Below are 24,472 nucleotides of genomic sequence, written 5' to 3' on the forward strand. Positions count from 1 at the left end.
GAAACAGTTTCCCCGTGTGAATAAGTTTTAAGGAATCAAATCAAGAAGCAGTCATGAAGTTTGAGATGTGAAAAAAGATTGCTTAGTGATTAAAAAATAAATAAAAAGTTCAGAGTTTTAGCGTTTATCTTTTGAGTGCGTAAGTATGAAAATGGTCATGGAAATCATCGAAAAAACTGAACATGAGAATCGCAGGAACCAGTAAGATGTGAAAAAATTGCCTGCATATAAAGAAGCAGGTGCCAAAATGCACCGGTATCATGATTATACTGGAAAATGGGAAGGTTGGCAAGAGAAATAACAGAGGAAAAGTGAAGTTCTGGTACTGTTCGCGGGTAGGCACTTTTGGAACCGAAAGTGCCGTAAGAAAACGTGGTGGCAGCAGGAATTTGCCATATTTAAATGCGAAGCCACGGCAAATTCAGTTACTGGGCACACATGTGTGAGCAGTAACTGAAGACGTAAGTTTACATGAGGTTGTATAATGTGTGAACGATGGTAAATAAAGAGATAAGATGGCGCGGCTGCGAGATGAAAACTAATAGCTGGCATTCATGGCGAAAATAAAACTGAAAAATAACAAGAAAATACAAAATTAGTATTGACAAAATGCGACATATGTATTAGAATAAAACCATCAAAAGGAACAAGAAATAAAACAAAAAAAGAAGGGAGCTGATTCCACCGAAAACATAAAACTGGTTCAATTTTTTAATAGAAAAATTGAACAAAGGAAAACCAAAATCAACAAGTAAAAATCAGTCAATCATCTATCATACATATTTAGAAACAGGATTCGGTTTAGTGATATGACGAGAAAGTATCATTAAAAAGAAGCGTTTTTTAAAAGAGAGATAGATAAGTGAAAAAAGAAAAGAATAAGATTGAACGATTCAGAAATTGTTGAAAAAGGAATCAAAATTGAATAAAGAAAAAGTTCAAAGAAAGAGGTATCATCCAATGGACGAGATAGTTTAAAGGGTATCGATAAAATGTCAATTTATCGATACCCTTTTTGTACAATAGGAAATTCATTGGAATCCCCCATTACACAAAAAGGCACTAACGTGTCAATGCACATTCTTTTTCACCTCATAGAAAAGTATCTCAAATTCCCTGCAACTCAAACGGCGGCGTATATTCTTCTTTCGCGCTGCTTTTTTCCTGCATAAAGCCCTGCGTGAGTCCCAGCTCAATCGCGGCATCGACGACTTTCTGGTATTCGTAGCTTGTGATGCGACGGTTGATTTCCGGATATTTGCTGCTCTGGTAGAAGGGGGTGTACTGGCTCATAAGGCTTACCAGAAAATGCCCCTCCGGGAGGTTGTCGTGAATCCAGTGGAGCAGGCGGATAGAATCGTCTTTGTGTTTCGGAAGAACCATATGCCGCAGGATCACGCCGCGCTTCATGAGCTGGCAGGCCTGACCATTTTCAGAGAAATCTTCCAATACCAGCGGACCGGTGTGCTCGATCATCCGTTTGACTGCTGCGGAGGCAACCGGAAAATAGTCCGGGGCGGCGGAATAGCGGGCGGACAGTTCGGAAGAGTAATATTTTAAATCCGGCAGCCAGATATCGATATAGGGAGCCAGCGCGTCAACCGCCTCCAGCGTCTCATAACCGCCGCAGTTGTAGACGATCGGGATGGAAAGCTGCGGTTTGACCCGTTTTAAGACGGGCAGTAGCGACGGAAGGTACTGTGTCGGTGTCACCAGATTGATATTGTGCGCGCCCTGTGCCTGCAGTTCCAGAAAAATTTCCTCCAGGCGCGTTCCGGAAATATCTTTTCCAAAGCCTTCGCTGCTGATCTGGTAGTTCTGGCAGAAACAGCAGCGCAGCGTGCAGCCGGAAAAAAAGATGGTACCGCTTCCGTGCAGACCGCTGATACACGGTTCCTCCCACGGATGAAGCGCCGCGCGTGCCGCCCGGATACCGGCAGGGCTGTGACACCAGCCCTGTTTTTTTGTGCGGTTGATCTGACAATTTCGCGGACAGCAATGGCAGTTTTCGTAGGAGTAGGCGGCTGGTTCAGAGAACTGGACAGGCGAGCCGGCACTTGAATTGGGGAGGGGAATATATGTGTTCATAGGTTTTGCTTCCTTCTATAAATTAAAGTAATCATTACAGTGCGGACTTATAACGAAGTAATCAACAGTTTTTTTGTAATAGGAAATTCCTTCAAAGCTTTTTTACATAGTTCAAATCTGTGTTGAATCCGAAAAATCGATCGTTATAATGTATTTATTCTACTAAGAAAGATGAACAGTGTCAAATGCCTGAGCATGGTTGAAGGAAAGATACCGCTAGAATTAGAGAAATCCGAATGGGGAAGGGAAGCAGCATAGATTTCTCTAGTTGACAGATAGGTTATACCTACCTAAAATAGAGAAATGAAAGAATTTATACGTGCGGAGTAGGAACAAATGAAAAAAACAGAAAGAAAAAAAGAGTCAGCCCAAACGATGGAAGAACAGGCAGCAGTCGGGAAGATAAGCGGCTCGGGAGTGAGAATGGCGCTCTTATACGCATTTCCGAAAACCGTTCCGATTATGGTCGGATATGTGTTTCTGGGGATGGCGTATGGAATCTTGATGAGTGTCAATGGGTTCGGTGTATTCTGGGCGGCGTTAAACAGCCTGCTTGTGTATACGGGCAGTCTGGAATTTATCGGTGTTAATTTTCTGGCGGCGGCGGTCAGCCCGGTGACGGCGTTTGTGATGGCTCTGATGATCAGTGCGAGACATATCTTTTACGGTTTGTCAATGCTGGGAAAATATCAGAATGTCAGCAAAAAATTGAAACCCTACCTTATTTTTGCATTGACGGATGAGACATTTTCAATCGTGTGTGAAGAAGAACCGCCGGAGACAATTTCGAGGGAATGGATGTATTTCTGGATGAGCCTTCTGGATCAGATGTACTGGATTGCGGGAAGTGTCATGGGGGCAGCACTGGGAAATGTGATTACATTTAATACGAAAGGGCTGGACTTTGCACTGACGGCACTGTTTGTAATGATTTTTACGGAACAGTGGATCGGACAGAAGCGCCATTGGCCGGCAGTAACCGGTGTGGCCTGCTCGGTGATCTGCCTGAAGCTGTTTGGACAGAGTGCCTTTATCATACCAACGATGATCGCAATTCTGGCGGTATCGGCGATTGTGTACAAAAAAGAAAATCAGAAAGAGAATGATAAAGAAAAGGACGAAAAAGAGGATCGGGAGAAGCAGATGGAACGACGGGAGGAAATGAGCCATGCAGAATAACAGTATCTTGATTTTAACGCTTGTGATGGCGGCAGGAACGATTCTGACGCGGTTTCTTCCCTTTATTCTGTTCCCGGATGGAAAGCAGATGCCACGTTATGTCGAGTATCTGGGGCATGTGCTTCCGTATGCGACGATGGGGATTCTGGTAGTGTACTGTCTGAAAGGCGTTTCGCTTTTTTCAGCACCGTTCGGGATTCCGGAGTTCCTTGCCTGTGCATTAGTAGCGGTGCTTCACGCGTGGAAACGTAACTCACTTCTGAGCATCGGGGCAGGAACTGTATTTTATATGATTCTGGTGCAGATGGTGTTTGTTTAGATGGTGCGTGTTTTTGCCTCGCGTGCGTTGCCATCGGAAACAGTGTTTTTTGTTTCAGATCCGGGTTCCCCCAGGATCTGGTTGATACATTTCCAGGCATCTGTCAGCCGGTCGAGGTTCCAGGCGGCATTGGCAGGGCTGGTGGATGGCAGTTTGATTGCCTCAATGCCAGTCTGTTTACGGCAGAAGCGGTCGTACATTTTTCCAGACAGCCCGCCGTTTGTGTAAATCGCCTGGATGGAAGCGTGATCCAGAATAGAGGCGAGGTCGTTTGGGACAACGTCGCGGATGGAACTGTCGCTGGATCCTTCGATGGAACAGCTGTGGATGGTGTCCCAGACGGCGATGTGGTTCCGCAGCAGAAATGCCTTCTTTTCCTCGACGGAGGATGGAATATCTTCCTTTCGCAGGCGCGTTAAGAGTTTCCAGAAACGGTTCTGCGGGTGGCCGTAGAAAAAACAGCTTTCCCGGGATTTGACAGACGGAAAGGAACCGAGGATTAGGATGCGGGAGTCGGCGTCAAAAACAGGCGGGATTGGGTGGATGATGTGGGATGGCATGGTGAAATCTCCTTTTTGCGGATTATTGTTATGCTAAGTCTGGCAAAGCCTGATTCAGTATATCCATTATAGCATAGATCAAAAATGGTAGAATGTTTTTTATTTCATATATGCAGAGAAAGTACCTATATTTATAAGGAGTTCACAGGTTTTTAATATTTTCACTTCTTGATTTATAGGCAATCTGCCACTATAATGGAAAAGAGTACGCAGAAATTTGCGCATTGACGGGGAAGAAAAGCGGGCATGAAGCCGGATGAGAAGCAGATGCGGCAGATTTAGAGGGGCTTTTGAGTAACCGGATGTGGCAGATTCCGGATGTACAGTGATACAGAATGGAGAAAGTGTATGGATAATAAGGGAAACCAGAATAAAAATGGAAAAAATCCCCGCGGTCAGAATTATGCAGTGCTGATCATGACGATGCTGTTTACGCTTCTCTGTGTGGCGATGATGCACAACCTCTGGCAGGGCAGCCGCACGCACAAGATGCCGTACAGCGAGTTTAATCAGATGCTTAAGGATCACGAGGTAGAATCGGTTGTGATTGGCAATGGAAAGATTCAGATCACGCCGAAGGAAGATTCGAAGAAATATGGCGGCAGCCAGGGAAAATACGGAAATCTGGTAGGAATGGAGTACTACACGATTCCGATCAACGATCCGGATTTGGAAAAGAAGCTGGATGAAGCTGGTGTTACGACCTATGAACAGGCAGAAGTGGACGCGACAGGCAGTATTATCATGCTTCTGCTCGAGTGGGTGCTTCCGATTGCAGCGATGTTCGTCATTTTCAATATGATGATGAAGCGCATGGGCGGCGGAGGCGGCATCATGGGTGTCGGCAAGAGCAATGCCAAAGTATATGTACAGAAAGAAACCGGCGTTACGTTCAAGGATGTGGCAGGCGAGGATGAGGCGAAGGAGTCTCTGACGGAGATTGTTGATTTCCTGCATAACCCGGGAAAATATACGAAGATTGGTGCGAAACTGCCAAAGGGTGCGCTGTTAGTCGGACCGCCAGGAACCGGTAAAACACTTCTTGCCAAGGCAGTAGCTGGAGAGGCGAAGGTTCCGTTTTTCTCTCTGTCCGGTTCGGATTTTGTGGAAATGTTTGTCGGCGTCGGCGCATCCCGTGTGCGTGACCTGTTCAAGCAGGCGCAGCAGTCGGCTCCGTGTATCATTTTCATCGATGAGGTGGATGCGATCGGTAAAAGCCGAGATTCGCGTCTGGGCGGCAACGATGAACGTGAGCAGACGTTAAACCAGCTCCTTTCGGAGATGGATGGATTTGATTCCTCCAAGGGTCTTCTCGTCATGGCGGCGACGAACCGCCCGGAGATTCTGGATCCGGCGCTGCTTCGTCCGGGACGTTTTGACCGCCGGATTATCGTGGATAAGCCGGATTTAAAGGGGCGTGTGCAGATTTTAAAGGTACATTCCAAGGATGTAAAACTGGATGAGACGGTTGATTTCGAGGAGATCGCGCTGGCGACATCCGGCGCTGTAGGTGCGGATCTTGCCAATATGATGAACGAGGCGGCGATCACAGCCGTTAAGAATGGCAGGAAAGCCGTTTCCCAGAAGGATTTATTTGAGGCAGTTGAGCTGGTTCTGGTTGGCAAAGAAAAGAAAGACCGCATCCTGAGCCAGGAAGAGCGCCGGATTGTTTCGTATCATGAGGTTGGCCATGCGCTGGTCAGCGCCCTGCAGAAGGATTCGGAGCCGGTACAGAAGATCACGATTGTGCCGCGTACCATGGGTGCGCTCGGCTATGTCATGCAGGTGCCGGAGGAAGAGAAGTACTTAAATACTGAGAAGGAAATCCGCGCGATGCTGGTCGGATTTTTAGGCGGACGTGCGGCTGAGGAGATCGTTTTTGATACGGTAACGACAGGTGCGTCAAATGATATTGAAAAAGCAACCCGGATCGCGCGTGCGATGGTAACCCAGTATGGTATGTCCAAGAAGTTCGGTCTGATGGGACTGGAAAGCCAGGAAAATCAGTACCTGAACGGGAGAACCGTCCTGAATTGCAGTGATATGACAGCGGCAGAGATTGACAAGGAAGTCATGCATATTCTGAAGGTTTCTTATGAGGAGGCGAAACGCCTGCTGAGTGAAAACCGCGAGGCGCTTGATAAGATTGCGGCGTTCCTGATTGAGAAAGAGACGATCACCGGTAAAGAGTTCATGAAGATTTTCCATGAGGTAAAGGGAATCCCGGAGCTGGAGGAAAAGAAACAGGAAGGCGAGGACCGGATTGAGATGCCGGAGGCTGCGAAGACAGGCGATGAGGTTCAGCCGGTAAAGACTGCGGAGGAAACGAACGCGGAAAACTCACAGAATCAGCAGAAGCTGGAAGGAAAACCGGCGGATGAAGCACCGGCGGACGAAACACTGGAATCGGCAGAAGCTGTAGCAGCAGAGAGTCCAAATGAGGATGAGATGCGCGGGGGAAGCTCGTTCGACCGGAAATAAAAGTGATGTATAGCATAAAAGAAATATTTATACAGTAAATAGAACGGCTGTATTTCAGCAATGTGAATCCATATATTGAAAAATCTATGAGTTCTGTTTTGCTGAGATACAGCCGTTATTTATATAGGATTATATCAATTACTGGTACAGGCGGTTGTGCTCATATACCGGCTCGGAGGTCAGTTCGATGCCGAGACGTTTAAAGGTCTTGATATCAACCTCCGACAGCATGACGGAGGTGTGAACCTGGCAGCCGCGCAGTTTTTCGAGCTGTTCCAGGGCGATCTGTGCGTGTTTGTTGGTAGCGGCGCACATAGACAGCGCGATCAGAACTTCATCGGTGTGGAGACGCGGGTTGCGGCTTCCGAGGTACTCGACTTTCAGCTTCTGGATCGGCTCGATCGCGATCGGAGAGATCAGGTGCTCATCGTGCGGAATATTGCCAAGTACCTTGACAGCATTCAGAAGCAAGGCAGCGGAAGCGCCGAGCAGGTTGGTTGTCTTTCCGGTGGTGATGGTTCCGTCCGGAAGTTCGATGGCAGCAGCCGGAGCACCGGTTTCTTCGGCGCGTTTCAGGGCAGCCGGAACAACCTTGCGCATATCGGTGGTCAGTTTTGCCTGCTTCATCAGAAGTTCGATCTTATAAACTTCCTCTTTGCCGACATCCTCTTTGACAACGCGGTTTAATGCCTGATAGTAGCGGCGCAGGATTTCCTGACGGGATGCCTCGCAGCAGGCTTCGTCATCAATGATGCAGTTTCCTGCCATGTTGACGCCCATATCAGTCGGGGATTTGTACGGGTTCTCGCCGTAGATTCCCTCGAAAATAGCGCTCAGAACCGGGAAAATCTCGATGTCACGGTTGTAGTTGACCGTTGTTACTCCATAAGCCTCAAGATGGAACGGATCGATCATGTTGACATCGTTTAAGTCAGCGGTCGCTGCCTCGTATGCCAGGTTGACCGGGTGCTTTAACGGGATATTCCAGATCGGGAAGGTCTCAAATTTGGCATATCCAGCCTTGACGCCGCGTTTGTTCTCGTGGTAGAGCTGGGAAAGGCAGGTTGCCATTTTTCCGCTTCCCGGTCCCGGCGCGGTGACAACAACGAGTGGACGTTTTGTTTCAATGTAATCATTTTTACCATAACCTTCATCGCTGACGATCAGCGGAACATTGCCCGGATAACCGTCGATGGTGTAGTGGCGGTAAACCTTGATGCCCATGGATTCGAGCTTGTGTTTGAAGACATCCGCAGTGTTCTGCCCGGAATAGTGGGTAATTACAACGCTTCCAACATAGAGTCCCTTGTCGGTAAAGGACTGAATCAGACGGAGTACGTCTACGTCGTAAGTAATGCCGAGGTCGGAACGTACTTTGTTTTTCTCGATATCCGCAGCACTGATGACGATGACGATCTCCGCCTGATCCGCTAACTGCAGAAGCATCCGCAGCTTGCTGTCAGGTGCAAAGCCCGGAAGAACCCGGGATGCGTGGTAGTCATCGAACAGTTTTCCGCCAAATTCGAGGTAGAGCTTATCACCGAACTGGTTGATACGCTCACGGATATGTTCCGACTGCATTTTCAGGTATTTGTTGTTGTCAAAACCGATTTTCATCTAATCCTCCGTTCTTAGTTTCGTCCCGCACAGAATACCGGTATCGCGGTGGGGGCAGATGCCGGTTTCTATCTGGTGGGATGAAAATCATATGTTTGTATGGATGATTGCGCCGCCAGGTCACAGTCCATGTCCGGCACATACTGCCATTCGCAGTTGTTTATGTCGATGCTCTTTGTGTGAAATGAACGCAGCACAGCAGACCGCAAAGAATCACAATTAGTTCTATTATCCTACAAAAAAGTCTATTTGAGTAGAGGGAAAATAAAAAAAATTTAAAATCGGAAAAATGACGGATTTGGTTTTCGGAAATGTAATATTTTCTGGCGAAAATTTTTGTGTACGGGCGATGGGGATGGAGGAAAGAAAATCTGGATGTAAATTGATAAAAAACAGAAAAGGGCATACAAAATGTGATATAATGAGCGCAGAAGAAAAGAATGCGGCTGCGAAGCAGACATATTCTTTTCTTGCGCCATTAACGAACGAACAGCCATGCGAAGCAGGGCGGTGGAGCGCGATAGCGCGGGTTCGTGAGTGGACGGGTGAGAATATGTTCTTATGATATAATGAGCGCAAGTGAGCCAGAAAGCTGCTTGCAGATTTAAGGCGAACGGCGAATCGTGATATAATGTGAATACGTAGCGAGATGTTTTAAGGAGGTATCAGCATTCATGCGGGAAATTCCAAAGCCGGGCGAGCGGTACCGGCATTTTAAAAATAAAGAATATCAGATTCTGGCGGTGGCGACCCACTCGGAAACGGGGGAAAAGATGGTTGTCTATCAGGCGCTCTATGGAGAATATGGCGTCTGGGTTAGACCGCTTTCTATGTTTATGGAAGAGGTGGATCGGGTAAAATATCCGGAGGCGGCGCAGAGATACCGGTTTGAGCGGATTGCGGCGGGTCCGTGGGAAAATTCGAAACAGCAGGAAATAAGGACAACCAGAACGACTCATGTCGTAAATGAAGGTGTACGCCGTTCGAAAATGTCTGACGCAGCCACTCATTCCTGGGACATACCGCAGGAGGAACCGGAGCTGCATCCGCTTGTGGCAGAATTTCTGGATCAGGAAACGACCGAGGGCAGGCTGGAAGTGCTCCAGAGAATGAGCGGCAAGGTGGACAAGCGGGATCTCGACAGTCTCTGCTTCTGTCTGGATATGAATCCGGTCGGTGGAAGCGTGGAGGAAGAACTGGACGCGATCCGTCAGTGCATCCGGATGCAGCAGAGGTACGATGCACCGCGCCTGCGGTATGGAAAGTGAGCGTCTGTCTGGCAGAAGAGTCTGGGTAACTGTTCACGGGTAGGCACTTTTGGAACCGAAAGTGCCGTAAGAAAACGTGGTGGCAGCAGATTAGAAAACAGGATGGTTTGAGATGTTTCAAATAGAAGAAGAACTGAAAAAACTGCCGGGGCAGCCGGGTGTTTATATTATGCACGATGCGAAGGACGCGATCATCTATGTCGGCAAGGCGATCAGCCTAAAAAACCGAGTCCGTCAATATTTCCAGAGCAGCCGGGATAAGACGGCGAAGATCAAGCAGATGGTCTCGAAGATAGCACGTTTTGAGTATATCGTGACGGATTCGGAGCTGGAAGCGCTGGTGCTGGAGTGCAACCTGATCAAAGAGCACCGCCCACGCTACAATACGATGCTCAAGGATGACAAGACGTACCCGTACATCAAGGTGACGGCTTCGGAGGAGTACCCGCGGATCTTGTTTTCACGCCAGATGAAAAAGGATAAAAATAAGTATTTTGGTCCTTTTACGAGCGCGGGGGCAGTCAAAGACACAATCGAGCTGATTCGGAAGATATACCGGATCCGGGCGTGCAGCCGGAAGCTGCCGCAGGATATGGGAAAGGACCGTCCGTGCCTCTATTACCATATTCACCAGTGCGACGCGCCATGTCAGGGGTATATTTCACAGGCAGATTATCAGAAATCGGTGAAGCAGGCGGTCGGGTTTTTAAATGGACAGTATGAGCCGGTCATGAAATATCTGGAAGAAAAGATGAGGACGGCGTCCGAGACGATGGAGTTTGAGAAGGCGATTGAGTATCGGGATCTGCTTGACAGTGTCAGAAAGGTGGCGCAGAAGCAGAAGATTACGAGCCAGAGCATGGAAGATCGGGATATTATCGCGATGGCGAAGGATGAGCGCGATGCGGTTGTGCAGGTGTTCTTCGTGCGCGATGGCAAGCTTATTGGGCGGGAACATTTCCATATGAATCTGACCGGCTCGGAGAGCAAGGCAGAAATCTTAAACAGCTTTGTCAAACAGTTTTACGCGGGAACGCCGTTTGTGCCGCATGAGATCTGGGTGCAGGAGGAGTTAGAGGACGCGGAGGTTATCGCCAGCTTCCTGACGGCGCGCCGGGGACAGAAGGTGCGCTTTGTCGTGCCAAAGATGGGCGAGAAAGAGCGGCTGGTCGAGCTGGCGGAGAAGAATGCGAAGATGGTGCTCTCCCAGGATAAGGAGAAGATCAAGCGCGAGGAGCTCCGGACGATCGGGGCGATGAATCAGATTGGATCGTGGATCGGGCTTTCGGGAATCAAGCGGGTAGAAGCCTACGATATTTCCAATATCAGCGGTTTTGAGTCGGTCGGTTCGATGATTGTCTACGAAAATGGACGTCCGAAACGCAATGATTACCGCAAATTCCGTATCCGGACGGTTCAGGGACCGAACGACTACGCTTCGATGCGCGAGGTGCTGCTGCGGCGGTTTTCCCATGGCCTGGAGGAGACGAAGAAAATGCAAGCCGAGGGCGGCGATCTGGCGATGGGAAGTTTTACGCGTTTTCCAGATCTGCTGATGATGGATGGCGGACGCGGACAGGTTAATATTGCGCTGGAGGTATTAAGAGAGCTTCAGCTGGAAATTCCGGTCTGTGGCATGGTAAAGGATGATAACCACCGGACGAGGGGATTGTATTATCAGAATGTGGAAATTCCAATCGATCGCCATTCGGAAGGATTTCAGCTGATCACCCGGATTCAGGACGAGGCGCACCGGTTTGCGATCGAGTACCACCGGAGTCTCCGGGGCAAGGAGCAGGTGCGCTCCGTGCTGGATGATATCAAGGGCATCGGACCAGCGCGCCGTAAGTCTCTGATGCGGACGTTCAAGACAATCGAAGCAGTCCGGGAGGCGAGCGTGGAGGAGCTGGAAGCTGCGCCACAGATGAACCGGGCAGCCGCCGAGGCAGTCTATATATTTTTCCGTGATGACAAGCAGGGGAAGATGTGATAGGATGTAGACAATAGTAAAAATAAAAGGAGACAAAAGTATGGGTGGAGTGACGATTACAGAACTGATCGATAAGATGGGGCTTCGCAATATGACGCCGGAGCTGGAGACGGACAATGTTATGCTGGTGCATGCGGATGTGAACCGTCCGGCATTGCAGCTGACTGGATTTTTCGACCATTTTGACAAGGACCGTGTGCAGATCATCGGTTATGTGGAAAATGCGTACATCTCGACCCTGACTCCGCAGCGTCGCCGGGAAATGTTTGACAAACTGCTGTCTTCGGGTATACCATGTCTGGTATATAGCCGCGGCATGGCACCGGAGGAGGAAGTGCTGGAGCTGTGTAACCATTATGGGGTTCCGTGCATGGTATCGGAGAAGACGACTTCGGATCTGATGGCGGAGATCATCCGCTGGCTGAACGTCAAGATGGCGCCGATGATCAGCATTCACGGCGTACTGGTCGATGTATTTGGCGAGGGTGTCCTGATTATGGGCGAGAGCGGTATCGGCAAGAGTGAGGCAGCGCTGGAACTGATTAAGCGCGGTCACCGTCTCGTCAGCGATGATGTGGTCGAGATCCGTCGCGTCAGCGATGAAACCCTGATCGGTTCGGCACCGGATATTACCCGTCATTTCATCGAGCTTCGCGGTATCGGCATTATCGATGTCAAGACGCTGTTCGGTGTAGAGAGCGTAAAGGATACACAGTCGATTGACATGGTAATCAAGCTGGAAGAGTGGGATAAGGACAAGGAGTATGACCGCCTTGGCATGGAAGATCAGTATACCGAGTTCCTTGGCAACAAGATTGTATGCCATTCAATCCCGATCCGTCCGGGACGTAACCTGGCAATCATCGTAGAGTCGGCGGCAGTCAACTATCGTACCAAGAAGATGGGATATAATGCGGCGAAAGAACTGTACAAGCGGGTACAGGCGAACCTGGCAAGAAGAGATTAATGGAACGCTTCACGCAGTCTGATTCGTGTGATTTAGTGCGGAAATCCCGACCTGCAAGGGATGGAGCCGTTATGAAATGAATAAAGGAAAATAGATATGTCTAATTTTTATCAGAAACTTTGTGATGCCATCGGCGCTGCTTCCGTACGGGAGCAGGAGCCGATGAGCGCACATACGACCTTTCGGGCTGGTGGACCAGCCCGCTATTTTGTGACCCCGGAGGGCGAAAAAGAGCTGGCGGCGGTGCTGGCGGCGTGCCGGGAGGCAGAGAAAGCGTATTACATATTAGGAAATGGAAGCAATCTGCTTGTCAGTGATGCGGGCTATCCGGGCGTGATGATCCTTCTGGGAAGCCAGTTTACAGAGGTGGTCTGTCCGGAGGGCGAACCGGGCGTCTATGAGCTGGGCGCCGGTGTGCTGCTTTCGCGTGCCGCCAGGGAGGCGCAGAAAGATGGAATGACCGGATTTGAGTTTGCAGCCGGGATTCCTGGAACCGTGGGCGGCGCGGCGGTCATGAATGCGGGCGCTTACGGCGGAGAATTAAAGGATGTGCTGGAATCTGTGCGCGTGATGACGCCGGACGGCGAGGTAAAAGAGCTTAAAACGGAAGAACTGGATCTGGGTTACCGCCACAGCTGCATCCCGGAGCGCGGATATATCGTTTTATCGGCGCGGATCCGTCTGGAGAAAGGTGATCCGGAAGCGATCAGGGTGCGGATGGATGAACTGGCAGCCAAACGGCGGGAAAAACAGCCGCTGGAATATCCGAGTGCCGGAAGCACCTTTAAGCGCCCTGAGGGCTATTTCGCCGGAAAATTGATCGAAGATGCCGGACTTCGTGGCTATCAGGAGGGCGGCGCACAGGTGTCGGAGAAACACTGTGGTTTCGTTATCAACCGCGACCATGCGACGGCTTCGGACATCGCGGGGCTGTGTGGGACGGTGCAGAAGCGCGTGTATGAGCAGTTTGGGGTGAAACTGGAGACGGAAGTAAAGATGCTGGGCTTTTAAGATATTAAGATATATAGAGTATGGAAAAGGGAGGAACAATATGCGGCTTGTGATCGTAACCGGTATGTCGGGAGCCGGAAAGACGGCGGCACTGAAAATGCTGGAGGACATGGGATTTTACTGTGTTGACAATCTCCCGATCCCGCTGGTGGGAAAATTTGCGGAGCTGGTGCAGAGCAGCAGCGGGGAGGTAAGCTGTGCAGCGTTGGGAATCGATGTCCGCAGCGGCGACGAGCTGGCACAGCTGGAGGGAACACTGAATGACTGGAATAACATCCAGTTTCCGTATGAGATCCTGTTTCTGGATGCCAGCGATGAGGTGCTGATCAAGCGATATAAGGAAACGCGCCGTTCCCATCCGCTGGCAGGAAAAGAGCGGCTGGACCGCGGTATTGCGAAAGAGCGCCTGAAACTCGATTTCCTGAAAAAGCGGGCGGACTATATTCTGGACACCAGCACGCTTCTGACGCGGGAGCTCAAGGCGGAACTGGAACGGATTTTCATGGGGCGCGAGCGCTTTTCCAGCCTCTTTGTGACGATCTTAAGCTTTGGCTTTAAATATGGGATTCCGTCGGACGCGGATCTCGTGTTTGACGTCCGTTTTCTGCCGAATCCTTATTATGATGAGAATTTAAGAAGCCATACCGGCAATGAGAAGGCGGTGCAGGACTTTGTGCGCCGCGGCGGGACGGCAGACGTATTTTTGGATAAACTCTATGACATGATTGACTTCCTGTTTCCGTACTATGTAAAAGAAGGAAAGAATCAGCTTGTCATAGCAGTCGGATGTACCGGTGGAAAGCACCGTTCAGTTACGGTGGCGAACCGGCTCTATGAGCGCCTCAAGGAGCACTCGGAAATAGGGCTTAAACTGGAACATCGGGACATAGAGATGGATAACCGGACAAAAGGGTAAACGGAGGTAGAGGACTTTGTCATTTTCAGCCCGGGTAAAGGAAGAGCTGTCGCATCAGCTGAGCAAGGCGAGGCACTGCCAGATTGCAGAGCTGGCGGCGATTTTGAGCCTTTGCGGCAAGATTCATATCGATGAAGAGGATCATTTCAGCATACGGATCCACACGGAAAACGTAGCGGTTGCACGAAAATACTTTACATTATTGAAAAATACATTTAATATTAAGGCGGACATTTCGATCCGGCGCAATGCATTTTTAAAAAAGAGCCGTTCTTATACGCTTCTGGTGCGCGATCACGAAAATGCACTCCGGGTGCTGGAGGCGGTCAAGATGGTGGATGCGCAGGGAAATGTCGGGGAAAACCTTTCGGTGGTGCGGAATCTGGTGATTCAGAATGCGTGCTGCAAAAAGGCATTTATCCGGGGCGCTTTTCTGGCAGCCGGATCCTTAAGCGATCCGGAGAAATTTTATCATTTTGAGATCGTATGCGCGTCGCTTGAAAAGGCGGTGCAGCTTCAGAATGTGATTCTGACATTCGACATCGATGCGAAAATAGTTGTCAGAAAGAAGTATTATGTGGTATATATAAAAGAAGGCAGTCAGATTGTGGAACTTCTGGGGCTGATGGAAGCGCATGTGGCATTGATGGAGCTGGAAAATATCCGGATCCTGAAAGAAATGCGAAACAGCGTCAACCGTCAGGTCAACTGCGAGACTGCCAATATCAATAAGACTGTTTCGGCGGCAGTCAAGCAGCTTGCGGATATCACATATATCCGTGATACGGTCGGGCTGGATTACTTGCCGGAGCTTCTTTCAGAGGTAGCACAGGTCCGTCTGGAGATGCCGGATGCGACCTTGAAGGAATTGGGGGAGAATCTGAGCCATCCAGTTGGAAAATCGGGAGTCAATCACAGGCTCAGAAAGATAAGTGCAGTAGCTGAAAGTCTCCGCGAAGAGCGGGGCGAGTAAAGTTAGGTTATTGTTCACAGGCAGGAATTTCCCAGGTGGAAAATTCCGTGCGATACAGTAGTGGCAGCGGATTTTGCCGTTTTTTTCGAGCGGGGCTCGATGAGGAGGATATTATGACAAGTAAGGAAATCAGAATTGGTTTGAGTTCAGGTCTGGAGGCACGTCCTGCGGCGATGCTGGTGCAGGTGGCAAGCCAGTATGAGAGCAGCATCTATGTGGAAAGTGAAGAAAAACGCGTCAATGCAAAGAGCATCATGGGCATGATGACGCTGGGACTGGCAGAGGGCGCGCACGTAAAGGTAACGGCTGATGGCAGCGACGAGGAGAGTGCGATCGAGGGAATTGAGAAATATCTGAGCAATCAGTAGAAATCCAGATTTCTGACCGTTTTTCGGAAAGAGACAGGGACGTAACAGTTACACAAAACAAGAGCTTTGATAGATGAGGGGGTGTCGTTTCGCGGGAAACGGCAGTCCCTTAAAAGATCTGAATGGGAGGAAAAAGGTGGCATTTACACATCTGCATGTGCATACAGAGTACAGTCTGCTTGACGCATCGAGTAAAATAAAAGAACTGACCGCCCGGGCGAAGGAACTGGGGATGGACAGTCTGGCGATTACCGACCACGGCGTCATGTACGGCGTGATCGATTTTTACCGGGCAGCCAGGGAAAATGGGATCAAGCCGATCATCGGCTGTGAGATCTATGTGGCGCCCGGATCGCGTTTTGACCGGGAGGCGGGAAGCGGCGAGGATCGCTATTATCATATGATTCTGCTGGCGGAAAATAATACCGGCTATCAGAATCTGATGAAGATCGTCTCCAAGGGCTTTGTCGAGGGCTTTTATTATAAACCGCGTGTGGATGACGAGGTGCTGAGAACCTACCATGAAGGCATTATTGCACTCAGCGCGTGTCTGGCGGGCGAGATCCCGAGGTATTTGTCGAGAGGCATGTATGAGGAAGCGTGCAAGTCGGCGCAGAAATATCGTGATATCTTTGGACCGGACAATTTCTTTCTGGAATTGCAGGATCACGGCATCCCGGCGCAGCGGACGGTCAACCAGGGCTTGATGCGGATGAGTCAGGAACTGCAGATTCCGCTGGTGGCGACGAACGACTGCCACTATATTTATAAAGAAGATGTGGAATCGCACGATATTTTGCTCTGTATCCAGACGGGCAAAAAAGTCACGGACGAGAACCGGATGCGCTATGAGGGCGGGCAGTTCTATGTCAAATCCGAGGAGGAGATGCGTGCGCTGTTTCCGTATGCACAGGAAGCACTTGACAACACGCACAAGATCGCCGAGAGGTGCAATGTCGAGATCGAGTTTGGCGTGACGAAGCTGCCGCAGTATGATGTCCCGGACGGATATACGTCCTGGGAATATCTGCAGAAGCTCTGCGGGGAGGGCTTTCACAAGCGCTACCCGAACGACGATGGGACGCTGCGGGAGCGCCTGAGGTATGAGCTGGACGTTATCCATTCGATGGGATATGTCGATTATTTCCTGATTGTGTGGGATTTTATCCATTTTGCAAAATCAAACGGTATCATGGTCGGTCCGGGACGTGGTTCGGCGGCGGGCAGTATCGTCGCGTACAGTCTGGAGATCACGGACATCGACCCGATCCGCTATCAGCTGATTTTCGAGCGTTTCCTGAACCCGGAACGAGTTTCCATGCCCGATATCGACGTCGATTTCTGTTTCGAACGGCGTCAGGAGGTTATCGACTATGTCGTGCGGAAATACGGAAAAGACCGCGTCGTGCAGATTGTTACCTTCGGTACGCTGGCGGCAAAGGGGGTCGTCCGCGACGTGGGGCGCGCGCTCGATATGCCGTATGCACAGTGTGATGCGATCGCAAAAATGATTCCGGGTGATCTCGGCATGACGCTAGACAAGGCGCTCAAAGCCAGTCCGGATCTGCGTGAGGCGTATGAGTCGGATGATTCGGTCAAATATCTGATCGACATGAGTAAACGTCTGGAGGGGCTGCCGAGACATACCTCCATGCATGCGGCGGGCGTTGTCATCAGCCGTGCGGCGGTCGATGAGTATGTGCCGTTGTCCAGGGCATCTGACGGTTCGATCACGACCCAGTTTACGATGACGACGCTGGAAGAGCTGGGACTTCTGAAAATGGATTTCCTGGGTCTTAGAACCCTGACGGTTATCCAGAATGCGGTTCGCCTGGTGGAGAAAACGACCGGAAAACCGCTTGATATAGATAAGATCGATTACAACGATAAAAAAGTGCTGGATTCGATTGGAACCGGCAAAAATGACGGTGTGTTCCAGCTGGAGAGTTCCGGCATGAAAGGATTCATGAAAGAATTAAAGCCGGAAAACCTGGAGGATCTGATCGCCGGTATTTCCCTGTATCGTCCGGGTCCGATGGATTTCATTCCACGTTATCTGAAAGGCAAAAATGACAAGGCTTCGATTGTCTATGAGTGCCCGCAGTTAGAACCGATTCTGGCGCCGACCTATGGCTGTATCGTCTATCAGGAGCAGGTTATGCAGATCGTGCGCGATCTGGCTGGTTATACCTGGGGACGAAGCGACCTGGTGCGCCGTGCGATGGCAAAGAAAAAAGCGGCAGTCATGGAGAAAGAACGCCGGAATTTTGTCTACGGCAATGCACAAGAGGGCGTAAAGGGCTGTATTGCGAATGGGATCGACGAGAAGACGGCGAACCATATTTACGATGAGATGATCGATTTTGCGAAATACGCCTTCAACAAGTCGCACGCGGCGGCGTATGCGGTTGTCTCCTACCAGACGGCATATCTGAAATATTACCATCCGGTCGAATTCATGGCGGCGCTGATGACCTCGGTCAAGGATAATGTTACGAAGGTATCGGAATATATCATGAGCTGCCGTCAGATGGGTATGAAGATCATGCCGCCGGATATCAATGAGGGCGAGGGCGGCTTCTCTGTTTCGGACGGCGCGATCCGCTATGGTTTATCGGCGATCAAGAGTATCGGTCAGTCGGTGGTGGATGAGATTGTGCGGGAGCGGACCGAACATGGAAAATTCCGCTCGCTGGAAGATTTTATTGACCGGATGTCGGGCAGGGAAGTCAACAAACGCACATTGGAAAGCTTTATCAAATCCGGTGCGATGGACGGGCTGCCGGGAACCCGCAAGCAGAAAAGTATGGTCTGCGGTTCGATGGTCGATCAGAAGAATAAAGAGAAGAAAAATACGATGGAAGGGCAGATGTCACTCTTTGATTTTGCAGCGGAAGAGGACAAGAAGAGTTTTCAGATCACATTTCCGAATGTCGGAGAGTATTCGAGGGAAGAATATCTGGCATACGAGAAAGAAATGCTGGGCGTCTACGTCAGCGGGCATCCGCTGGAGGAATATATCGGCACCTGGGAGAAAAATGTGACGGCGAAGAGCTCCGATTTTGTTGTGGATGAGGAGACCGGTTCGGCGGTGGTTCACGACGGCACGTATGTGACGATCGGCGGAATGATCACCGAGAAAACGGTTAAGACGACCCGGAATAACAAGATGATGGCGTTCCTGACGGTGGAAGATCTGGCGGGAAGTGTGGAAGTGCTGGTATTCCCGAAGGATTATGAAAAACGGCGCGATATGCTGATAAAGGATGAAAAAGTCTTTATCCGCGGGCGCGCATCGGTCGGCGATGAGCCGGTCGGAAAACTGATCTGCGAGCAGATTATCCCATTTTCGCAGGTGCCGCGCGAGCTGTGGATTCAGTATGCGGACAAGGACTCGTATCTGGCGGGAGAGAAAGAACTTCTCGACCTCCTGAAAACAAGTGATGGAAATGACACCGTGATCATTTACCTGGGACGTGAGCGCGCGAAAAAGGTTCTGCCGCGCAACTGGAATGTGCGGGCAGGCGAGGCGCTGGTGACGACGCTCAGCGAGATGCTGGGAGAGAAGAACGTCAAGGTGGTGGAGAAGCCGCTGGGGAAGATTTCTTCATAAGTGTTAAAATTTGCATTGGACATTGGAAGCTTTGGTAACTGGGCACGTATGTGTGAACAGTAACGCGCTTTGGCGACATGTTAAAAAAATATCATAAAAAATCTTGAAATGACCTATAAAATGAATTACAATAAAATTGTTTGAAAATTGTGGTAGCACGCAGTGCAGAACAATTTGGTATCAGAAGGGTCAAAAGATTCGAAAATAAAACGGCTGGTTCACGGTTGGGGATGTGAAGCGGAAAGCCTTAGGACGGAGGAATAAGCGATGGCAAAAGAGGTTAAAACGATTGGTGTACTGACAAGCGGCGGCGATGCGCCGGGTATGAATGCAGCGATCCGTGCGGTGGTCCGGACGGCGATCAACAAGGGCATGAAGGTAAAAGGTATCATGCGTGGTTACGCTGGACTTTTGCAGGAAGAGATTGTGGACATGGACGGAACCAGCGTGGCAGATACGATTGGCCGTGGCGGTACGATCTTATACACAGCCCGCTGTCCGGAATTTATGACCGAGGAAGGTCAGAAGCGCGGCGCAGAAATCTGCCGCAAGCACAACATTGACGGTCTGGTCGTCATCGGCGGCGATGGTTCCTACCGCGGCGCCGGAAAGTTATCCGCGCTGGGAATCAATACGGTAGGTCTTCCGGGCACGATCGATCTGGATATTGCCTGCACCGATTATACGATCGGGTTTGATACCGCGATCAACACGGCGATGGAGGCGATCGATAAGGTAAGAGATACTTCCACCTCCCATGAGCGCTGCAGTATCATCGAGGTTATGGGACGCCACGCGGGATATATCGCCCTGTGGTGCGGTATCGCTAACGGCGCCGAGGATATTCTGCTTCCGGAGCGGTACGATGGCAATGAGCAGATGCTGATCAACCGCATCATCGATAACCGGAAACGCGGCAAGAGACATCATATTATCATTAATGCCGAGGGCATCGGACATTCCGCGTCGATGGCGAAGCGAATCGAGGCGGCAACCGGCATCGAGACACGTGCGACGATCCTTGGTTATATGCAGCGAGGCGGCGCGCCGACCTGTAAAGACCGCGTCTATGCGTCCATCATGGGCGCCAAGGCGGTGGAGCTGCTGGAAAAAGGAAAGACCAACCGCGTGGTAGCGTATAAGCACGGCGAGTTTCTGGATTTTGATATTCAGGAGGCGCTGAATATGAAGAAGGATATTCCGGAAGATCAGTATGAGATTAGTAAGCTGCTGATTCGTTAAGGAATTTGATGGCTGCTTGTGAGATGGGCTGGCATATGAACGGAGAACAGGCTTCTCAGGGATAAAGGGAGAGCCTGCTCTCCGTTCGTGCGTCAGCCCTGTTTGTGGGCAAGGGAAAATGAAACAGATGGAGGTGCAAGAAAATGGCAGAAATGCAGAATCCCAATACAGATGGGGACTCCACCGTGCTCTGCGGTGCGAATTCGTATGTGGAAAAATATTATCTGAATGAGCAGTTTTCGGGGCTGCCGGAGTCAATTAAGCAGGAATTGCAGATCATGTGTGTCATGTACACAGAGGACATCGGCGGTATTATTTTGCTGGAGTTTATGCCGGATGGCAGACTGCAGTTTAAGGTTGAGGCGGAGGAGAATGATTATCTCTTTGACGAGATCGGAAGCGCGCTTAAAATCAAGCAGTATCAGGCGGAGAAGCGTGAGCTGCTGGAATCGCTGGAGCTGTATTATAAGGTGAAGGTGCTGGGAATCCCGGCGGACGAACTGTTAGACGACGAGCAGATGGAACGGTATCAGGAAGATTAGAAATAAAATGAAGATTGGAAACGTAGAATTAAAAAATGCAATCGCCCTTGCGCCGATGGCAGGTGTGACGGATCTGCCGTTCCGTCTGCTCTGTAAGGAGCAGGGATGTGGTTTGATGTACACGGAGATGGTCAGCGCGAAGGCGCTTCTTTATAAGAATCGCAATACAAAGCCGTTATTAGAGACGCGGCCGGAAGAAGAGCCGGTTGCGGTGCAGCTGTTTGGCTCAGATCCGGAGATTATGAGCGAGATGGCGCTGCAGCTGGAGGAAGGACCGTATGCCATCATCGACGTCAACATGGGTTGTCCGGTGCCAAAAATTGTCAATAACGGCGAAGGTTCGGCACTGATGAAGGATCCGAAGCTGGCAGAGCAGATTTTGACGGCGATGGTAAAGAAACTTCATAAACCGGTTACGGTCAAATTCCGCAAGGGATTTAATGATTCGAATATCAATGCGGTTGAGTTTGCGAAGATGGCAGAGAGCTGCGGCGTGGCGGCGGTAGCCGTGCATGGACGGACGAGAGAGCAGTATTATTCCGGAAAGGCGGACTGGGACATTATCCGTCAGGTCAAAGAGGCGGTTTCAATCCCGGTCTGGGGAAACGGTGATGTATTTACACCGGAAGATGCCAAGAGAATGAAGGAAGAAACCGGCTGCGACGGCATCATGGTGGCGCGCGGCGCGAAAGGAAATCCATGGCTGTTTAAACGGATTCTCCACTATCTGGAAACCGGAGAACTTCTGCCGCCGCCGACTGCGGAGGAAGTAAAGAAGATGATTGTCCGCCATGGGACGCTTCAGACGGAATTTCGCGGCGAGGAGATCGCAATGCGGGAGATGCGTAAGCACGTGGCATGGTATACGGCAGGATTTCCACATTCGTCGGCGCTTCGCAATGATATAAACCAGGTGGAGACGCTGGAGGAGCTGGAACGGCTGGTGGATGAGAGAATTTAAGAGAAGGATGAATGTGTGGAATCAAAACGATGGTTGTGTTACATGGGTGGACGAAATCGGAAGGCACAGAAAAAGCACGAAAATGTAGGATTTTCCCTTGTTTTTAAAGCCATTATGGCACTTTGTGATTCTTGACATTACACTAAGAATCATGTATAATAGTGCGATGCAATTATTAGGGGATTCAATGATGAATCGATAGAAGGAAGGATAGCTGTCATGGCAGAAAAGAAGAACATTTTAACTTACACAGGATTGAAAAAGTATGAAGATGAACTTCATGATCTGAAAGTAAATAAACGCCAGGAGATCGCACAGAAGATCAAAGAGGCGAGAGAGCAGGGCGACCTGTCTGAGAACGCTGAGTATGATGCAGCAAAAGATGAACAGAGAGACATCGAGGCAAGAATCGTAGACCTTGAGAAACTGTTGAAAAACGCAGAGGTTGTTGTTGAGGATGAGATCGATCTGGATAAGATCAGCATCGGATGCCAGGTAAAGGTACTGGACGTCGAAGAGGATGAAGAGATGGAATTTAAGATCGTAGGTTCCACCGAGGCAAACAGCTTAGATGGTAAGATCTCCAACGAGTCTCCGGTTGGTCGTGCCCTGCTTGGCAAGAAAGCTGGCGAGACCGTAGACGTAGAGACACAGGCGGGCGTTATCCAGTACAAGATCCTGGACATCAGAAGAGTATCATAAGTGCGAACAGTAACAGGAATACGAAGGAGTAAGAAAAGATGGCAGATCAGAACAAGAAGAATCAGCAGGAACCGGATATCCATCAGCTGTTAAAGGTTCGTCGTGAGAAGCTGGCAGAACTTCAGAATGCAGGCAAGGATCCGTTCCAGATTACAAAATATAACCAGACCCATCATTCTCTTGAAGTGAAGAAGCTTTATGAAGAGCATGAGGCAGAGATTCTGGCAGGCAGAGCCCCGCTGAATACAGAGGGCATGGATGAGGCTCAGGCAAGAGAAGCACTGAATGCAGATTATAATGAGAGAAGAGCGATCATGGATGCACAGCCGATTCACGTATCCATCGCAGGACGTATGATGTTTAAGCGTGTCATGGGTAAAGCGTCCTTCTGCAATATCCGTGATTTACAGGGAACCATCCAGGTCTATGTGGCAAAAGATGCAATCGGCGAGGAGTCCTATGCAGACTTCAAGAAATCCGATATTGGTGATATCTACGGCGTAGAAGGATTTGCATTCCGTACCAAGACCGGTGAGATTTCCATCCATGCAGAGAAGATGACCCTGCTTTCTAAGAGCCTGCAGATTCTTCCGGAGAAATATCATGGTATTACCGATACGGATATGCGTTATCGCCAGAGATATGTGGATCTGATCATGAACGAAGATGTTAAGAAGACATTTATCAAACGTTCCCTGATCCTCAAAGAGATCCGTAACTTCCTTTCTGGAAGAGACTTTATGGAGGTAGAGACACCGACCCTGGTATCCAATGCCGGCGGTGCTGCTGCACGTCCATTTGAGACCCATTACAATGCACTGAATGAGGATGTTAAGCTCCGTATTTCCCTGGAACTGTATCTGAAGAGACTCATCGTAGGCGGACTTGAGAGAGTTTTCGAGATTGGCCGTGTATACCGCAACGAGGGCGTAGATACCCGTCACAATCCGGAGTTTACCCTGATGGAGTTATACCAGGCATATACCGATTATGAGGGCATGATGGAGCTGACCGAGAGCATGTTCCGTTATCTGGCTGAGAAAGTGTGCGGAAGCACAAAGATTTCCTACAACGGTATTGAGATTGATTTCGGTAAACCATTCGAGCGTCTGACCATGAACGATGCCATCAAGAAATATGCCGGCATTGATTTCGATGCGGTGGAAACCGATGAAGAAGCGAAACAGCTTGCAAAAGAGCATCACATCGAGTTTGAGAATCGTCATACTAAGGGCGATATCATCAACCTTTTCTTCGAGGAGTACTGTGAGAAAGAACTGATCCAGCCGACCTTTATCATGGATCATCCGCTTTCTATCTCCCCGCTGACCAAGAAGAAACCGTCCGATCCGAATAAGGTTGAGCGTTTTGAGCTCTTTATCAATACCTGGGAGATGTGTAACGCATACTCCGAGTTAAACGATCCGATTGATCAGAGAGAGCGTTTTGCACAGCAGGATGCTAATGCGGCAGCAGGCGATGATGAAGCACAGCATACAGATGAAGATTTCCTGAATGCACTGGAGATCGGTATGCCTCCGACAGGTGGTATCGGATACGGTATCGACCGTCTGGTTATGCTTCTGACCGACAGCCCGGCTATCCGTGACGTACTGCTGTTCCCGACGATGAAGTCACTGGATGCTGATAAGAAAGCTTCCAAGACTTCCGAAGC

At 49.8% G+C, this 24,472-nt stretch carries 19 protein-coding genes; 16 read left to right on the forward strand and 3 right to left on the reverse strand.

Annotated elements, in window-relative coordinates; genetic code table 11:
* Nucleotides 1-1,107: 1,107 nt before the first annotated feature.
* Nucleotides 1,108-2,088, reverse strand: coding sequence for a radical SAM protein (locus PUQ60_RS07275; RefSeq protein ID WP_273379548.1), 981 nt, complete (start codon nucleotides 2,086-2,088; stop codon nucleotides 1,108-1,110).
* 336 nt (nucleotides 2,089-2,424) lie between these two features.
* Here PUQ60_RS07275 and PUQ60_RS07280 point away from each other — a divergent pair, with 336 nt between their 5' ends.
* Entirely contained in the window at nucleotides 2,425-3,267 is an 843-nt protein-coding gene (locus PUQ60_RS07280; RefSeq protein WP_337955583.1) for an AzlC family ABC transporter permease, read from the forward strand.
* Nucleotides 3,257-3,586 (forward strand): AzlD domain-containing protein, encoded by a 330-nt coding sequence (locus PUQ60_RS07285; protein WP_273379550.1) that lies wholly within the window; start codon nucleotides 3,257-3,259, stop codon nucleotides 3,584-3,586. The genes PUQ60_RS07280 and PUQ60_RS07285 overlap by 11 nt, the downstream gene beginning before the upstream one ends.
* Here the strand turns inward: PUQ60_RS07285 and PUQ60_RS07290 are convergent.
* Nucleotides 3,583-4,146 carry a DNA-deoxyinosine glycosylase gene (locus tag PUQ60_RS07290; protein WP_273379552.1) on the reverse strand — a complete coding sequence of 188 codons (564 nt, stop codon included), beginning with the start codon at nucleotides 4,144-4,146 and terminating at the stop codon, nucleotides 3,583-3,585. The two genes, PUQ60_RS07285 and PUQ60_RS07290, sit on opposite strands and share 4 nt — an antisense overlap.
* Nucleotides 4,147-4,494: 348 nt before the next feature.
* On the opposite strand from PUQ60_RS07290, the gene ftsH reads away from it, so the two are divergent.
* Entirely contained in the window at nucleotides 4,495-6,627 is a 2,133-nt protein-coding gene (ftsH, locus tag PUQ60_RS07295) for an ATP-dependent zinc metalloprotease FtsH (RefSeq protein ID WP_273379554.1), read from the forward strand.
* A gap of 138 nt (nucleotides 6,628-6,765) precedes the next feature.
* Here the strand turns inward: ftsH and PUQ60_RS07300 are convergent, their stop codons facing one another.
* Nucleotides 6,766-8,244 (reverse strand): DUF1846 domain-containing protein, encoded by a 1,479-nt coding sequence (locus PUQ60_RS07300; RefSeq protein ID WP_273400739.1) that lies wholly within the window; start codon nucleotides 8,242-8,244, stop codon nucleotides 6,766-6,768.
* Nucleotides 8,245-8,918: 674 nt separating this feature from the next.
* Between PUQ60_RS07300 and PUQ60_RS07305 the strand changes: the two genes are divergently transcribed.
* The 13 genes from PUQ60_RS07305 to lysS form a co-directional block, all read left to right on the forward strand.
* Nucleotides 8,919-9,512, forward strand: coding sequence for a DUF1653 domain-containing protein (locus PUQ60_RS07305; RefSeq protein WP_022359296.1), 594 nt, complete (start codon nucleotides 8,919-8,921; stop codon nucleotides 9,510-9,512).
* 112 nt (nucleotides 9,513-9,624) lie between these two features.
* Nucleotides 9,625-11,502, forward strand: a complete 1,878-nt coding sequence (gene uvrC, locus PUQ60_RS07310) for an excinuclease ABC subunit UvrC (RefSeq protein WP_273379558.1) — start codon at nucleotides 9,625-9,627, stop codon at nucleotides 11,500-11,502.
* A gap of 40 nt (nucleotides 11,503-11,542) precedes the next feature.
* A complete protein-coding gene (gene hprK / locus PUQ60_RS07315) occupies nucleotides 11,543-12,469 on the forward strand; it encodes an HPr(Ser) kinase/phosphatase (protein WP_022359298.1) in 927 nt (308 codons plus the stop codon).
* A 96-nt stretch (nucleotides 12,470-12,565) separates the two neighbouring features.
* Nucleotides 12,566-13,480 (forward strand): UDP-N-acetylmuramate dehydrogenase, encoded by a 915-nt coding sequence (gene murB / locus PUQ60_RS07320; RefSeq protein ID WP_118467291.1) that lies wholly within the window; start codon nucleotides 12,566-12,568, stop codon nucleotides 13,478-13,480.
* A 40-nt stretch (nucleotides 13,481-13,520) separates the two neighbouring features.
* Nucleotides 13,521-14,396: an RNase adapter RapZ gene (rapZ, locus tag PUQ60_RS07325; protein WP_022359300.1), complete on the forward strand. Its 876-nt coding sequence runs from the start codon at nucleotides 13,521-13,523 to the stop codon at nucleotides 14,394-14,396.
* Between the two features lie 16 nt (nucleotides 14,397-14,412).
* Nucleotides 14,413-15,369, forward strand: coding sequence for a DNA-binding protein WhiA (whiA, locus tag PUQ60_RS07330; RefSeq protein ID WP_022359301.1), 957 nt, complete (start codon nucleotides 14,413-14,415; stop codon nucleotides 15,367-15,369).
* Between the two features lie 113 nt (nucleotides 15,370-15,482).
* Nucleotides 15,483-15,737: an HPr family phosphocarrier protein gene (locus tag PUQ60_RS07335; protein ID WP_107001048.1), complete on the forward strand. Its 255-nt coding sequence runs from the start codon at nucleotides 15,483-15,485 to the stop codon at nucleotides 15,735-15,737.
* A gap of 136 nt (nucleotides 15,738-15,873) precedes the next feature.
* Complete coding sequence (locus PUQ60_RS07340) at nucleotides 15,874-19,350, forward strand: DNA polymerase III subunit alpha (protein WP_273379565.1); 3,477 nt, start codon at nucleotides 15,874-15,876, stop codon at nucleotides 19,348-19,350.
* A 267-nt stretch (nucleotides 19,351-19,617) separates the two neighbouring features.
* Entirely contained in the window at nucleotides 19,618-20,592 is a 975-nt protein-coding gene (gene pfkA / locus PUQ60_RS07345) for a 6-phosphofructokinase (RefSeq protein WP_022359304.1), read from the forward strand.
* A gap of 143 nt (nucleotides 20,593-20,735) precedes the next feature.
* Nucleotides 20,736-21,134: a DUF6145 family protein gene (locus PUQ60_RS07350; RefSeq protein WP_022359305.1), complete on the forward strand. Its 399-nt coding sequence runs from the start codon at nucleotides 20,736-20,738 to the stop codon at nucleotides 21,132-21,134.
* 7 nt (nucleotides 21,135-21,141) lie between these two features.
* Nucleotides 21,142-22,095 carry a tRNA dihydrouridine synthase DusB gene (gene dusB / locus PUQ60_RS07355; RefSeq protein ID WP_273400741.1) on the forward strand — a complete coding sequence of 318 codons (954 nt, stop codon included), beginning with the start codon at nucleotides 21,142-21,144 and terminating at the stop codon, nucleotides 22,093-22,095.
* A gap of 219 nt (nucleotides 22,096-22,314) precedes the next feature.
* Nucleotides 22,315-22,797 (forward strand): transcription elongation factor GreA, encoded by a 483-nt coding sequence (gene greA, locus PUQ60_RS07360; protein WP_022359307.1) that lies wholly within the window; start codon nucleotides 22,315-22,317, stop codon nucleotides 22,795-22,797.
* Nucleotides 22,798-22,835: 38 nt separating this feature from the next.
* Nucleotides 22,836-24,472 (forward strand): lysine--tRNA ligase (gene lysS / locus PUQ60_RS07365; RefSeq protein ID WP_273482892.1); only part of this gene is annotated, 1,637 nt, incomplete at its 3' end.

Origin of the sequence: Clostridium sp. AF02-29 (assembly GCF_934835585.1) — a bacterium.
GTDB classification, from domain to species: domain Bacteria; phylum Bacillota; class Clostridia; order Lachnospirales; family Lachnospiraceae; genus Otoolea; species Otoolea fessa.

Coding starts and splice junctions, on each gene's coding strand:
- PUQ60_RS07275 (WP_273379548.1), bottom strand. CDS start 2,088: ATGAACACATATATTCCCCTCCCCAATTCAAGTGCCGGCTCGCCTGTC.
- PUQ60_RS07280 (WP_337955583.1), top strand. CDS start 2,425: ATGAAAAAAACAGAAAGAAAAAAAGAGTCAGCCCAAACGATGGAAGAA.
- PUQ60_RS07285 (WP_273379550.1), top strand. CDS start 3,257: ATGCAGAATAACAGTATCTTGATTTTAACGCTTGTGATGGCGGCAGGA.
- PUQ60_RS07290 (WP_273379552.1), bottom strand. CDS start 4,146: ATGCCATCCCACATCATCCACCCAATCCCGCCTGTTTTTGACGCCGAC.
- ftsH (WP_273379554.1), top strand. CDS start 4,495: ATGGATAATAAGGGAAACCAGAATAAAAATGGAAAAAATCCCCGCGGT.
- PUQ60_RS07300 (WP_273400739.1), bottom strand. CDS start 8,244: ATGAAAATCGGTTTTGACAACAACAAATACCTGAAAATGCAGTCGGAA.
- PUQ60_RS07305 (WP_022359296.1), top strand. CDS start 8,919: ATGCGGGAAATTCCAAAGCCGGGCGAGCGGTACCGGCATTTTAAAAAT.
- uvrC (WP_273379558.1), top strand. CDS start 9,625: ATGTTTCAAATAGAAGAAGAACTGAAAAAACTGCCGGGGCAGCCGGGT.
- hprK (WP_022359298.1), top strand. CDS start 11,543: ATGGGTGGAGTGACGATTACAGAACTGATCGATAAGATGGGGCTTCGC.
- murB (WP_118467291.1), top strand. CDS start 12,566: ATGTCTAATTTTTATCAGAAACTTTGTGATGCCATCGGCGCTGCTTCC.
- rapZ (WP_022359300.1), top strand. CDS start 13,521: ATGCGGCTTGTGATCGTAACCGGTATGTCGGGAGCCGGAAAGACGGCG.
- PUQ60_RS07335 (WP_107001048.1), top strand. CDS start 15,483: ATGACAAGTAAGGAAATCAGAATTGGTTTGAGTTCAGGTCTGGAGGCA.
- pfkA (WP_022359304.1), top strand. CDS start 19,618: ATGGCAAAAGAGGTTAAAACGATTGGTGTACTGACAAGCGGCGGCGAT.
- PUQ60_RS07350 (WP_022359305.1), top strand. CDS start 20,736: ATGGCAGAAATGCAGAATCCCAATACAGATGGGGACTCCACCGTGCTC.
- dusB (WP_273400741.1), top strand. CDS start 21,142: ATGAAGATTGGAAACGTAGAATTAAAAAATGCAATCGCCCTTGCGCCG.
- greA (WP_022359307.1), top strand. CDS start 22,315: ATGGCAGAAAAGAAGAACATTTTAACTTACACAGGATTGAAAAAGTAT.